The sequence below is a fragment of the Erysipelothrix sp. strain 2 (EsS2-7-Brazil) genome (assembly GCF_016617655.1).
In the GTDB taxonomy this organism is placed as follows: Bacteria; Bacillota_I; Bacilli_A; order Erysipelotrichales; family Erysipelotrichaceae; genus Erysipelothrix; species Erysipelothrix piscisicarius.
Genome location: NZ_SCFT01000007.1, coordinates 28,575 through 41,577, shown reverse-complemented (window position 1 = coordinate 41,577; position 13,003 = coordinate 28,575). Strand labels below are relative to the sequence as shown.

Annotated in this window: 18 protein-coding genes and 6 tRNA genes; 6 read left to right on the top strand and 18 right to left on the bottom strand. The window is 38.8% G+C overall.

The genetic code is table 11. The features are described 5' to 3' along the window. Positions 1-3: 3 nt before the first annotated feature. The 18 genes from rplN to EPJ90_RS04575 form a co-directional block, all read right to left on the bottom strand. Positions 4-372 carry a 50S ribosomal protein L14 gene (rplN, locus tag EPJ90_RS04660; protein WP_125164268.1) on the bottom strand — a complete coding sequence of 123 codons (369 nt, stop codon included), beginning with the start codon at positions 370-372 and terminating at the stop codon, positions 4-6. Positions 373-384: 12 nt separating this feature from the next. Further along, a complete protein-coding gene (gene rpsQ / locus EPJ90_RS04655; protein WP_003775202.1) occupies positions 385-645 on the bottom strand; it encodes a 30S ribosomal protein S17 in 261 nt (86 codons plus the stop codon). Between the two features lie 14 nt (positions 646-659). Then, a complete protein-coding gene (gene rpmC, locus EPJ90_RS04650) occupies positions 660-863 on the bottom strand; it encodes a 50S ribosomal protein L29 (protein WP_003775201.1) in 204 nt (67 codons plus the stop codon). Further along, the gene (gene rplP, locus EPJ90_RS04645; RefSeq protein ID WP_125164267.1) at positions 860-1,282 is read right to left on the bottom strand and encodes a 50S ribosomal protein L16; all 423 of its coding nucleotides are present in this window, start codon (positions 1,280-1,282) and stop codon (positions 860-862) included. Before rplP ends, rpmC begins: the two co-directional genes overlap by 4 nt. Positions 1,283-1,284: 2 nt before the next feature. After that, entirely contained in the window at positions 1,285-2,061 is a 777-nt protein-coding gene (rpsC, locus tag EPJ90_RS04640) for a 30S ribosomal protein S3 (protein ID WP_161637320.1), read from the bottom strand. 14 nt (positions 2,062-2,075) lie between these two features. Next, the gene (rplV, locus tag EPJ90_RS04635) at positions 2,076-2,411 is read right to left on the bottom strand and encodes a 50S ribosomal protein L22 (protein ID WP_003775195.1); all 336 of its coding nucleotides are present in this window, start codon (positions 2,409-2,411) and stop codon (positions 2,076-2,078) included. Between the two features lies 1 nt (position 2,412). After that, positions 2,413-2,688 (bottom strand): 30S ribosomal protein S19, encoded by a 276-nt coding sequence (gene rpsS, locus EPJ90_RS04630; protein ID WP_003775192.1) that lies wholly within the window; start codon positions 2,686-2,688, stop codon positions 2,413-2,415. Between the two features lie 21 nt (positions 2,689-2,709). Next, complete coding sequence (gene rplB / locus EPJ90_RS04625) at positions 2,710-3,546, bottom strand: 50S ribosomal protein L2 (protein ID WP_125164265.1); 837 nt, start codon at positions 3,544-3,546, stop codon at positions 2,710-2,712. Positions 3,547-3,610: 64 nt separating this feature from the next. Further along, a complete protein-coding gene (rplW, locus tag EPJ90_RS04620) occupies positions 3,611-3,895 on the bottom strand; it encodes a 50S ribosomal protein L23 (RefSeq protein ID WP_003775188.1) in 285 nt (94 codons plus the stop codon). Next, a complete protein-coding gene (gene rplD, locus EPJ90_RS04615) occupies positions 3,895-4,524 on the bottom strand; it encodes a 50S ribosomal protein L4 (protein WP_125164263.1) in 630 nt (209 codons plus the stop codon). The genes rplW and rplD overlap by 1 nt, the downstream gene beginning before the upstream one ends. Then, positions 4,517-5,209 (bottom strand): 50S ribosomal protein L3, encoded by a 693-nt coding sequence (gene rplC, locus EPJ90_RS04610; RefSeq protein ID WP_125164262.1) that lies wholly within the window; start codon positions 5,207-5,209, stop codon positions 4,517-4,519. Before rplC ends, rplD begins: the two co-directional genes overlap by 8 nt. Before the next feature lie 15 nt (positions 5,210-5,224). Continuing rightward, positions 5,225-5,536 (bottom strand): 30S ribosomal protein S10, encoded by a 312-nt coding sequence (rpsJ, locus tag EPJ90_RS04605; protein WP_003775184.1) that lies wholly within the window; start codon positions 5,534-5,536, stop codon positions 5,225-5,227. Positions 5,537-5,898: 362 nt separating this feature from the next. Then, entirely contained in the window at positions 5,899-7,083 is a 1,185-nt protein-coding gene (tuf, locus tag EPJ90_RS04600; RefSeq protein WP_018579501.1) for an elongation factor Tu, read from the bottom strand. A gap of 90 nt (positions 7,084-7,173) precedes the next feature. Next, a complete protein-coding gene (gene fusA / locus EPJ90_RS04595; RefSeq protein WP_161637319.1) occupies positions 7,174-9,240 on the bottom strand; it encodes an elongation factor G in 2,067 nt (688 codons plus the stop codon). A 30-nt stretch (positions 9,241-9,270) separates the two neighbouring features. Further along, positions 9,271-9,741 carry a 30S ribosomal protein S7 gene (gene rpsG, locus EPJ90_RS04590; RefSeq protein ID WP_003775176.1) on the bottom strand — a complete coding sequence of 157 codons (471 nt, stop codon included), beginning with the start codon at positions 9,739-9,741 and terminating at the stop codon, positions 9,271-9,273. A 30-nt stretch (positions 9,742-9,771) separates the two neighbouring features. Then, the gene (gene rpsL, locus EPJ90_RS04585) at positions 9,772-10,191 is read right to left on the bottom strand and encodes a 30S ribosomal protein S12 (RefSeq protein ID WP_003775175.1); all 420 of its coding nucleotides are present in this window, start codon (positions 10,189-10,191) and stop codon (positions 9,772-9,774) included. Between the two features lie 209 nt (positions 10,192-10,400). Beyond that, positions 10,401-11,504, bottom strand: a complete 1,104-nt coding sequence (gene ytvI, locus EPJ90_RS04580) for a sporulation integral membrane protein YtvI (protein ID WP_125164259.1) — start codon at positions 11,502-11,504, stop codon at positions 10,401-10,403. A gap of 40 nt (positions 11,505-11,544) precedes the next feature. Beyond that, complete coding sequence (locus tag EPJ90_RS04575) at positions 11,545-12,081, bottom strand: thermonuclease family protein (RefSeq protein ID WP_200542730.1); 537 nt, start codon at positions 12,079-12,081, stop codon at positions 11,545-11,547. A 120-nt stretch (positions 12,082-12,201) separates the two neighbouring features. Here EPJ90_RS04575 and EPJ90_RS04570 point away from each other — a divergent pair. The 6 genes from EPJ90_RS04570 to EPJ90_RS04545 all read left to right on the top strand — a co-directional run bounded on the left by EPJ90_RS04570 (position 12,202) and on the right by EPJ90_RS04545 (position 12,961). Further along, positions 12,202-12,292: transfer RNA gene (locus EPJ90_RS04570), tRNA-Ser, on the top strand. 25 nt (positions 12,293-12,317) lie between these two features. Further along, positions 12,318-12,393 (top strand) — tRNA-Asp (locus tag EPJ90_RS04565). 7 nt (positions 12,394-12,400) lie between these two features. Further along, positions 12,401-12,474, top strand: a tRNA-Gly gene (locus EPJ90_RS04560). A 235-nt stretch (positions 12,475-12,709) separates the two neighbouring features. Continuing rightward, positions 12,710-12,785 (top strand) — tRNA-Asp (locus EPJ90_RS04555). 3 nt (positions 12,786-12,788) lie between these two features. After that, positions 12,789-12,862: transfer RNA gene (locus tag EPJ90_RS04550), tRNA-Gly, on the top strand. A 23-nt stretch (positions 12,863-12,885) separates the two neighbouring features. Further along, positions 12,886-12,961: transfer RNA gene (locus tag EPJ90_RS04545), tRNA-Asp, on the top strand. Positions 12,962-13,003 lie beyond the last annotated feature (42 nt).

Genomic DNA, 13,003 nt, shown 5'->3' with positions numbered 1-13,003 from the left:
CTCCTATAACACTTCCGGTGCTAATGATACGATTTTCATGAAATTATATTCACGAAGCTCGCGAGCTACCGGTCCAAAAATACGAGTTCCGCGAGGAGTCATATCATCTTTTAAGATAACAACTGCGTTATCATCGAAATTAATGTATGATCCATTTTCACGACGTACACCGTATTTAGTACGAACTACTACCGCTTTAACGACATCACCTTTTTTAACTGTTCCACCAGGAATAGCTTGTTTAACCGTACCAACAACAATGTCTCCAATGCTTGCTGAACGACGACGGCTACCACCTAGGCAACGAATTACTAAGATTTCCTTAGCACCAGTGTTGTCAGCGACTTTACATCTTGATTCATTTTGTATCATCTTGACAACCTCCTACAATACTTCGGCTTTTTCAACTAATTTTGTTACGCGGCAGAATTTTGTTGCTGATAATGGACGAGTTTCCATAATTTCAACAATATCTCCAACTTTGATTTCATTAGTTTCATCATGAGCCTTGAATTTTTTTGAATAGTTTACACGTTTTCCATACAATGGATGACGTTTTGACGTTTTTACTTCTACTACTACCGTTTTATCCATTGCATCAGATACAACAGTACCACGGTAAACTTTGCGCTTGTTTCTTTCCATCGCGTTGTGACCTCCTACTTATTGTCACTAAGCTCGCGCTCAGTGATCACTGTCTTAATCCGAGCAATCGTTTTACGGATTTCTCTTAATCGAGCAGGATTTTCAAGTTGACCAATTGCTTGTTGGAAACGTAAATCAAATAACTCTTCCTTTAAAGCATCAATTTCAACTAATAAATCAGCGTCATTTTTTTCACGGATTTCTTTTACTGTTGTCATACTTGTTCCTCCTCTCCCTTTTTAACAAATCGAGTTTTAACTGCTAGTTTGTGTGAAGCTAAGCGGAACGCTTCGCGTGCTACTTCTTCAGATACTCCAGCGATTTCAAACATTACTCGACCTGGTTTAACAACGGCTACCCAACCTTCAGGTGCACCTTTACCAGAACCCATTCGAACTTCTAATGGTTTTTTAGTGATTGCTAAGTGAGGGAAGATTTTAATCCAAACTTTCCCACCACGTTTCATATAACGAGTCATTGCAATACGAGCAGATTCGATTTGACGGTTACTTACATAGTTTCCTGATTCAGCAACCAAACCGTATTCTCCAAAAGCAACTGTACGTCCAGCTTTTGAACGTCCCTCGTATGAAAGACGATGTGGTTTTCTATATTTTGTACGTTTTGGCATTAACATAACTAGTTACCTCCTTGCTCGTCTTTTGATGCAGCTGAAGCTGCTGGTTTAGCATTACGTGGGTTGTTGTTTGGACGACGGTCGTTACGACGACGACGTGGACGATCAAACTTACCACCCTTAGGTGCTTCAGGTTCTTGAACCTTTTGACCTGGTAATACTTCTCCGCGGCAGATCCATACTTTAACACCTAAGATACCAAATTGAGTATTAGCTTCATAGTGTGCGTAGTCAATGTCTGAACGAAGTGTATGTAGAGGAACGATTCCCTCTGAATATCCTTCTGTACGAGCCATATCTGCTCCACCTAAACGGCCTGAAACGGCTGTTTTGATTCCTTTAGCACCTGCACGCATTGTACGTTGAATTGTACGTTTTTGAGCAGTTCTAAATGATGCACGTTGTTCTAATTGCTCAGCAATATTACGAGCAACTAAATGAGCATCTAAATCTGGGTTAGCAACTTCTAACACTTTAATGTTAACTGTGTTGCCTTCTGAGATTTTTGCAATATCTTTTTTAACTTTTTCAATATTTGCACCATTAACTCCAATAACAACTCCTGGGCGAGCTGTACGGATAATGATGTCAACACGATTCTTTGATCGTTCGATTTCTACGCGTGATACATATGCATCTTTAAGATTTTTGAAAATATAGTCACGAATTAATTTATCTTCGTGTAATAAATTTGCGAAATCTTTTTCAGCATACCAACGTGATTCCCAATCACGAATGACACCAACGCGCATACCGATCGGATGTACTTTTTGTCCCATTGTCTGTCCTCCCTTTAGGCGCGTTCCGAAACCACAACAGTAATGTGGCTTGTACGCTTCATGATTGGCGCTGCAGAACCTTTAGCACGAGGTCTGAAACGCTTCATTGTTACACCTTCGTCAGCATAGCATGCTGAGATGTAAAGTTTTTCTTCATCTAATTGATGATTGTTTGTTGCATTTGCAATTGCTGAATCTAAAACTTTAGCAATTACTTTTGAAGCAGAATTAGGTGTATATCTTAAGATAGCTGCTGCATGATCAACATCAAGTCCACGAATTTCATCTAGAACAAGACGTGCTTTACGTGGAGTAACACGAACTGTTTTAACTATTGCTTTTACTTCCATATTAACGACCCGCCTTCTTGTCAGCTGCGTGACCTGTATAACGACGTGTTGGTACGAACTCACCTAATTTATGTCCTACCATGTCTTCAGTAACAAACACAGGAACGTGTTCCTTACCATTATGCACCGCAAACGTATGCTCAACGAATTGAGGGAAAATAGTTGAACGGCGTGACCAAGTCTTGATAACTTCTTTTTTGCTTTCAGCATTTAGTTTTTCAACTTTATTCATTAAATGAAGATCACAAAATGGTCCTTTTTTTAAACTACGACTCATATCTTTCTTCCTTCCTTTCGTCTACTTATCATTGCGTCGACGTACAATTAACTTAGTCGATGCTTTCTTATCTCTACGAGTTTTAACACCCATAGCTTTTTTACCCCAAGGTGTCATAGGTGACTTACGTCCGATTGGAGTACGTCCTTCCCCACCACCATGAGGGTGATCAACAGGGTTCATAGCGGAACCACGTACAGTTGGGCGAACACCCATATGACGTTTACGTCCAGCTTTACCAATGTTTACTAATGAATGTTCTGAGTTTCCAACTTCACCGATTGTTGCACGGCATGTTGATAAAATCTTACGAACTTCACCAGATGCTAATTGAACAGTAACATGTTTTTCTTCAATACCAAGAACTTGAGCTGATGTTCCAGCTGAACGCACTAATTGTGCTCCACGTCCTGGTTTTAATTCGATATTGTGTACTAATGTACCTTCAGGCATTTGGCCTAATTCTTTAGCATTACCAACTTTAATATCAGCAGATGCGCCACTAAAGATTACATCTCCAACTTTTAACCCTTTTGGAGCTAAAATGTATCGTTTTTCACCATCAGCATAGTTTAATAAAGCAATATTTGCTGAACGGTTTGGATCATATTCGATTGTAGCAACTTTTGCTGGAATATCATCTTTGTTACGTTTAAAGTCAATAATACGGTATTGACGTTTGTGTCCACCACCGATGTGACGAGTTGTAATACGACCTGTATTACCACGTCCACCAGTTTTACTTAGTGGAGCTACTAATGAACGTTCTGGTTTAACATTTTTAGATAACTGTTCGTTAGCTAAAGTTGTCATTCCGCGACGTCCAGGAGTAGTTGGCTTATAATGTTTAATTGCCATGTAATAATTCCTCCCTACGCAAGTTATCCGGAAATAGCGTAATTCTTCCGATAAGTTTTATTGATTAAAGAACTTCGATTTTTGAACCTTCAGCAAGTTTCACGATTGCTTTGCGAACTGCCTTAGTTTGTCCTTCGTAACGTCCTACACGTTTTTTACGTGGTAAAACATTGATAACGTTGATTTTTTCAACTTTAACATTGAAAATTTCTTCGATAGCTTGACGAATTTCGATTTTGTTTGATCCCTTAGCTACTTCAAAAGTAACTTTGTTATCATTTTGTTGCATCGCTACTGTTTTCTCAGTAATAATTGGACGAACAATAATATCTCTAGGGTTACGTTTCATTATGCAAGCACCTCCCCAGCTTCAATAGCTGCTTTTTCAGTGAATACAATTTGATCGCAATTTACGATATCATAAACGTTTAAACCTTGAACATCTAACATCATTGTGTTTGATAGGTTACGCATTGATAAGTAAGCATTGTCAACATTTTCTTCAGCTGAAACAACAAATAGAGTTTTCTTGTTTAATTTAAGTGCATCCATCACTGTAATGAATTCTTTAGTCTTAACGTTTGCAACTGTTAAGTTTTCAACAACTGACATTTCTGAATCCATAACTTTTTGTGATAATGCTGAACGTAGAGCTAAACGACGAACCTTACGGTTAAGGCTGTATTTGTAGCTTCTTGGAGTAGGTCCGAAAACAACTCCACCACCACGCCATTGAGGAGAACGGATTGACCCTTGACGAGCACGACCTGTTCCTTTTTGACGCCATGGTTTACGTCCACCACCGCGAACCTCTGTACGGTTCTTAGTTTTGTGTGTACCTTGACGAAGTGAAGCTTGTTGCATAACAACGGCTTCAAAGATTGTTTGATTATTTGGTTCAATTCCAAATACTGCTTCGTTTAACTCAAGTTCACGAAGACTCTTGCCTTCAAGGTTTAAAATATCTAACTTAGGCATTTTCGGAATCCTCCTTAACTGCAAAGTCAACTAATTCAACTGGATCTTTAGATTTAACGCGTTTAACTGTTGATTTAACAATTACGAAACCTTTCTTAGGTCCAGGAATGTTTCCTTTAATTAATAGATAGTTACTTTCTGTATCAACTTTGATAACTTCTAATTTTTGGTTTGTTGTAGTGTATCCACCATGTTGTCCTGGTAAAATACGACCTTTTTTAATTACAGCAGGGTTTAATCCACCTGTTGCAAGTGAACCAACTCCACGGTGGTATCCTGAACCGTGAGCTTTAGGTCCTGTTTTTTGGTTCGCACGAACGATTGAACCTTGGAAACCATGTCCACGTGATGTTCCAGTTACGTCAACATATTCCCCTTCGCTGAATAAATCAGCTTTAATTTCTGCGCCAACCTCAAAATTCATCATTTCTGAGCCAGCAATTTCACGAACAAATTTCTTTGGAGCAGTGCTTGCTTTAGCAGCGTGAGCAATCTCAGATTTATTTGCACGTTGTTCCTTCACGTCGAAGGCACCTAATTGAACTGCTTCATAATTGTCTGATTCCATTGTTTTCTTTTGAAGAACAACGTTTGGTAATACTTCGACAACACTAACTGGAATTAATTTACCGTCAGTTGTGAAGACTTGTGTCATTCCTAATTTACGTCCTAGTAATCCTTTCATGATAACTCCTCTCTACTAAAGTTTGATCTCGATATCAACACCGCTTGGTAGATCTAAACGACTTAATGCGTCGATAGTTTCTGCCGTTGGGCCAACAATTTCAATCAATCTCTTGTGAGTTCTTGATTCAAATTGTTCACGAGAATCCTTATTAACGTGTACTGATCGTAAGATTGTTACGATTTGTTTTTCTGTTGGTAATGGAACTGGTCCTACTACCTTTTGTGCGCCGTGATCGTTAGCAGCTTGAACAATTTTTTGTGCTGCACTATCAATAGTACGGTGTTCATAAGCTTTTAGACGAATACGAATAAAATTCTTTGCCATGGAAATTCCTCCTTCTACTGTCTATTTCCAATAGACCTGCTCTGTACAAATTCCCCGGCTTCTCACTGACCATGACAACGCTATTCAGTGTGCCGGCAACCTTGCACTTCTATGCAGTCGCTTTAGTATTATACACTATCTATCTATAAATTCAAGGACTTTTGGACTATTATTTCAAAAAAAATAAATTGGTATAAAAATCCTCCTTTTAAGCGGTTCTATTGATTGTAATTACATTCTGTTTGATCTCGAAAAATCTATTTTTTTCTTATATAAATAGCGACAATAGGTAAGAGTCCACAATTTGACTTGTTTGCATAAAAAAACCTCTACTTAGTAGAGGTTCATTTATTAAAAAGTAATTATTTAACGATTTCTGTAACGTTACCAGCACCAACTGTACGTCCACCCTCACGAATTGAGAATGTTGTACCTTGCTCTACAGCGATTGGAGCGATAAGTTCTACAGTCATTTCTACGTTATCACCAGGCATAACCATGTCAACACCTTCAGGTAATTGAATTGTTCCGGTTACGTCTGTTGTACGGAAGTAGAATTGAGGACGGTAGTTGTTAACAAATGGAGTATGACGTCCACCTTCTTCTTTGCTTAAGATATAAACTTGAGCTTTGAAGATTTTGTGAGGTGTAACTGAACCTGGTTTAGCAAGAACTTGTCCACGTTCGATTTCTTCACGGTTAACACCACGTAGAAGTGCCCCAACGTTATCACCAGCCATAGCTGAATCTAACATTTTGTGGAACATTTCGATACCTGTAACAACAGTTTTTGATGTAGGGTGAATACCAACGATTTCAACTTCTTCGTTAAGTTTTAATTCTCCACGTTCAACACGTCCTGTAGCAACTGTACCACGACCTGAGATTGTGAATACGTCTTCTACTGACATTAAGAATGGTTTGTCTGTATCACGAACTGGTTCTGGAACATTAGCGTCGATAGCATCCATGAGTTCGATAATTTTTTCTTCCCATTGTGCTTCGCCTTCTAATGCTTTAAGAGCTGATCCGCGGATAACTGGACAGTTATCTCCATCGTAATCGTTTTCTGATAGTAATTCACGAACTTCCATTTCAACTAAGTCGATTAACTCTTCGTCATCAACCATGTCGCATTTGTTCAAGAATACTACGAAGTAAGGAACACCTAATTGTTTTGCAAGTAGGATGTGCTCACGAGTTTGAGGCATTGGACCATCTGTAGCTGAAACAACTAAGATAGCACCGTCCATTTGTGCAGCACCTGTGATCATGTTTTTAACGTAGTCAGCGTGACCTGGACAGTCAACGTGTGCGTAGTGACGAGCTTCTGTTTCGTATTCAACGTGTGAAGTTGAGATTGTGATTCCACGTTCTCTTTCTTCAGGCGCTTTATCGATTTGGTCGTAAGCTTGAGCAGCCCCGCCACCTTTTTTAGCTAATACGTTTGTAATAGCAGCTGTTAATGTAGTTTTACCATGGTCAACGTGTCCTAATGTACCAACGTTAACATGGGGTTTGGAACGATCAAATTTTTCTTTTGACATGTGCAATTTTCCTCCTATGTATAAAATATTGCCTATCAACTATATATTAAGATAATCTTCATATAAAATCAATACGTAAATATCAACTGGTTATTTTTTCTTTTTAGCAACTGTTTCTGCAATGCTCTTAGGCACTTCTTCGTAGTGATCGAATTGCATTGATGAGTTACCGCGACCTTGTGTAAATGAACGAAGGTCAGTTGTATATCCAGACATATTTGATAGTGGAACCCAAGCTTTAACGATAACTGCGTTACCGCGTTCTTCTTGATCACGAATTTGTCCACGACGTCCTGAGATATCTCCCATAACTGCTCCTAAGTATTCACTTGGTGCTGTGATTTCAACATTCATGATTGGTTCTAATAGTACTGGATTACATTTTTTAGCAGCTTCCTTGAAAGCCATGCTAGCAGCGATTTTATAAGCCATTTCTGAGGAGTCAACATCATGTGATGATCCGTCGAATAAAGTAGCTTTGATATCAATTGCAGGATATCCAGCAATTAAACCATTTTGAAGTGCAGCTGTAAGCCCTTCTTGTGCTGGTTTGATAAATTCACGAGGAACTGTACCACCAACAACTTTATCAACCCATTCAAAACCTTTACCTGGGTTTGGTTCGAATTTGATCCAAACGTGTCCATATTGTCCACGACCACCAGATTGGCGAACGAATTTACCTTCACAGTCTGCTGCACTACGAATTGTTTCGCGGTAAGCAACTTGTGGAGCACCTACGTTAGCTTCAACCTTAAATTCACGTTTCATACGATCTACAAGAATGTCTAAGTGTAACTCACCCATCCCCGCAATGATTGTTTGTCCTGTTTCATCATCGGTATATGTTTTAAATGTTGGATCTTCTTCAGCTAATTTAGCTAAAGCAAGCCCCATCTTATCTTGGTCACCTTTTGATTTTGGTTCAACGGCAACGTTAATAACTGGTTCTGGGAAGACCATTGATTCAAGAATGATTTCATTCTTTTCATCACAAAGTGTATCCCCTGTTCCTGTAACTTTAAGACCAACAGCAGCAGCGATTTCACCAGCATAAACGTTATCGATTTCTTCACGGTGGTTAGCATGCATTTGCATGATACGACCGAAGCGTTCGCGTTTGCGTTTTACTGAGTTATATACTGGTCCACCTGATGTTGCAACACCTGAGTACACACGGAAGTATGTAAGACGTCCAACAAATGGGTCAGTCATAACTTTGAAAGCTAGAGCTGAGAATGGTGCTTCATCACTTGCTTCACGAACAGCTTCTTCACCACTTGGTAAAGTACCATTCACAGCTGGAATATCAACTGGTGAAGGTAAGTAATCGATAACTGCATCAAGCATCGCGATAACACCTTTATTCTTATAAGCAGCACCACAAAGTACTGGGAAGAATTCACCACTGATTACAGCTTTACGGATAGCAGTCTTGATTTGTTCAACTGTTGGTTCAACACCTTCAAGAATAAGCATCATAAAGTCTTCATCGAAATCAGAGATTTGTTCAAATAATACTTCACGAGCTTCAGCTACTTGAGCTTTAAACTCTTCAGGAATTTCAACAATATCATCTGTTTTTTGTGATACGTCAGCAAACATATGTGCTTCTTGCTCAACGATATCAATGAGACCATCGAAATAGTCTTCAACCCCAATAGGGATTTGGATTGGTGCTGATTTAGCTCCTAAACGATCAACAATAGTTTTTGCTGACATATAGAAATCTGCACCGGTTGCGTCCATCTTATTAATGAACACGATACGAGGTACGTTATATTTTGTTGCTTGACGCCAAACAGTTTCTGTTTGAGGTTCAACACCTGATTTAGCATCAAGTACTGTAACCGCACCATCAAGAACACGTAATGAACGTTCAACCTCAACAGTAAAGTCAACGTGACCAGGAGTATCAATAATGTTTACGCGGTGGCCCTTCCAAGCAGCAGTTGTAGCAGCTGAAGTGATTGTAATACCACGTTCTTGCTCCTGCGCCATCCAGTCCATCGTTGCAGCACCATCATGAGTTTCCCCGATCTTATGTGTACGACCTGTATAATAGAGAATACGTTCTGTTGTAGTTGTTTTACCAGCATCGATGTGAGCCATGATACCGATATTACGCATTTTATCTAATGAAAATTCTCTTGCCATAAGATGTAAGTCTCCTTTTCTACGTTAATCTTACCAACGGTAGTGTGCGAATGCTTTATTGGCTTCAGCCATTTTATGCACATCGTCACGTTTCTTAACTGAAGCACCTACACCATTTGATGCATCGATGATTTCAGCAGCTAAGCGTTCTTCCATTGTTTTTTCTCCACGTGAACGTGAATATTGAACAATCCAACGAAGTCCAAGTGTCAAACGACGTTCTTGAGTTACTTCAATAGGGATTTGGATGTTTGATCCACCAACTCGGCGAGCTTTAAGTTCTAAGACTGGTAATACGTTGTCTAAAGCTTCCTCAAATACTTCCATTGGTTGGCGACCTGTTTTTTCTTCAATAATTGCAAAAGCGTTATAAAGAATTGATTGTGCTAAACCTTTTTTACCATCAATCATGATTCTGTTGATTAAACGTGTTACTAATTTTGAATTGTAAATTGGATCAGCAACTACGTCGCGCTTTGGAACATGTCCTTTTCTAGGCATTTAATTCACTCCTCTCATTTTTGATGTTAATTAATCTTCTTGTCTTGGTTTTTTAGTACCGTATAGTGAACGGCTTTGACGACGGTCAGTTACACCAGCACAGTCCATTGTTCCACGAACGATGTGGTAACGAACCCCAGGTAAGTCTTTAACACGACCACCACGAATAAGAACAACACTATGTTCTTGTAAGTTGTGACCGATTCCTGGAATATAAGCCGTAACTTCCATACCATTACTCAAACGAACACGTGCATATTTACGTAATGCTGAGTTAGGTTTCTTAGGTGTCATTGTACCAACACGTGTACATACTCCACGTTTTTGTGGACTATTTACTTTAGTTGTTTGACGTTTAATCGTATTTAAACTACGACCTAATGCCGGTGATTTCGATTTGTAAACGCGTTTTGTACGACCTTTTTGAATCAATTGGTTAATTGTAGGCATTAATTTTCTCCCTTCTTAGTTTTTTTTGTGCACACAGTACCATGTGTGCCACGACTCACATATTAATTAGGTTTCCACGAAAGAAACCCAGTATTAATTCATAAGCCTTTACATTTTATCACACTAATCGTTGTTGTCAACATATTAAACAAAAAAAATATAATAATCAGAGTGCAGTCAATGTGACTGCATCCGATTATTAAATTCTTCTAGTCCTCTATGGCCGTTTGATTCAAATCTTCATCTCTGCGAAAGATGGTTATTTTACCTTCGTCATGAAGCGTTTTAAGAATCGTTGCCGAGATTGGAAGTGCGAATAAACCTACGAAACCAAACATCTTCAACCCTACGTATATAAGGATAAGGGTTGCAAGGGGATGCAATCCAATTTGATCTCCAACAATCTTTGGTTCCAAGATATTTCGAATGACGGTAATAATGATGTAAGTAATCATTAAACCAACACCGAGTGGTGTGTTTCCCATAATGAGTTCAATAATGAACCAAGGAATCATAACTGTCCCAGTACCAAGAACTGGAAGAATATCAATGATTGCTACCATAAAGGCTAATCCTATTGGGTTATGAATTCCAAGAACAAAGAATGCGATTGATAATTCAACAAACGTTAATGACATCAACTTGGCATATGCTCTTAAATATTTTCCTAGAACTGAAATGAGTCCATCTTTAATATCTAAGATTAACGTTCTTTGTTTAAGTGGAATCATTCCCATTACACTATTTACAATCCCTTGATAGTCAAGTGTAAAGAAGAACGATGAAATAATCGCGATAAGGATTGAAATTAATACACTTGGAATCGAGGAAATTAATCGTGTTATAAAGTTTATTGTACCACCCGAAATCCCTTTGAAAATCCCATCGATGCTTTGCACCACAGAGCGACCGATTGATTCAATAATATCAATTACATCAGGGTCGAGATTTACGACCGCACCTTCAACCCAAACAATAATTGATTCGATTGCTGGAGAGAGTGTCGTTTGATAAAAACTTGGAACAGCCTTAGCAAAATTTTGGATGCCTGCAATAACCGCTACCAAGATCCAAAAAATAGCCGCAGCTAATAATATATAGAAAAGAATAACAACTAAAAGTGAAGACCCTTTTTGATTTCCAATTTTTTTCGTTAATTTAGATATTACCGGCTTCAACAAGAATGCAATCACAAAACCAATAATAAAGGGCATCAAGTATTTTGTTGAAAACTTAAGTACTAAAGCAGCAAGACTAAAACTTATTGCAAAATATAAAATATTAATTATAAAATTTTTACGTTTTTCGATCATAATTTCCTCCATCTATAATTTATTTTAAAGATATAGCGATTTAATGTCTACCTTTATCACGCCACAGGCCAATATTTTGCTTTTTCGCTTGATTTTGCAAACGACTCAGTTGATCTACATAAAGATAGTCTCCGTAAATGTATTTCACTTTAGCGTAGCCGCCCGAAACCAGGAGTTCTTGCAAAAGTACATCATCAACACGCACCCACGCTATCACACGTCCATACTTGTCGTATTTATCTGCGTTGGGATCATATTCAAGTTCAATCGTTTTTGCACTTTTTAAATGATTGCATGTGAACGAACTTGCCTCTTCAGCATAAAACTGAGGATTGTACTCATCATTTTGACGTAATTCAGGTGTATCAACAGCAATAAAACGAACTTTCTCTTTTTTCCCACCAATGTTTAGCTGTGCTGTATCCCCGTCAATACACTTACTTAGTGTAACCTGTTCCTTGTTTGAATTTATATTTGGTTTCATAAATTCTGTTAGAATAAATACGATTACTAAAACGGCGAATAGCGTGATTTTAAGTAACATATTTGCAGTCTTTTGTTTATTTTTATTGTTCATAGACTCATTATACCCCAAACAACGGTAAATATTAAAAAAAACAATAAAAGGCTATTGCCTAAGACCTATTGTTGTGATAATATGAATGAGCACTCAAAGAAGAGCGCAAGAAACAAACTTGGAGATGTACTCAAGTGGCTGAAGAGGTGCCCCTGCTAAGGGTATAGGTCGGGTAACTGGCGCGGGAGTTCAAATCTCCCCATCTCCGCCATTATTTGTTTCTTAAATAAAAAAATGGTCCAGTGGTGTAGCGGTTAACATGCCTGCCTGTCACGCAGGAGATCGCGGGTTCGATTCCCGTCTGGACCGCCATTTTTTTGCAGGTGTAGTTCAATGGTAGAACACGACCTTGCCAAGGTTGAGGCGGGGGTTCAATTCCCCTCACCTGCTCCAAAAATATTAAAATAATATAGAACGTAACGTTCTTTTTTTTTCGTATAATAACTTCATGGTACTTTTTAGAAGTGAATTTTCGTATTTTTCCGTCGTGTTGTTGACTGTAAGGTTGCATTCCAGTGTTGTTTTGAAATCAGACAAAAAAAACTAGTTTATGTTGTAAAAAAGGCTTGGAATAAGAATATATCTATGGTAATATATATGAGCGTTAAAGGTTTAACGTTTTGCAAATGGTCCAGTGGTGTAGCGGTTAACATGCCTGCCTGTCACGCAGGAGATCGCGGGTTCGATTCCCGTCTGGACCGCCATTTGCAGGTGTAGTTCAATGGTAGAACACGACCTTGCCAAGGTTGAGGCGGGGGTTCAATTCCCCTCACCTGCTCCAAGAAAAATTTAATGTTTGCAAATGGTCCAGTGGTGTAGCGGTTAACATGCCTGCCTGTCACGCAGGAGATCGCGGGTTCGATTCCCGTCTGGACCGCCATTTGCAGGTGTAGTTCAATGGTAGAACACGACCTTGCCAAGG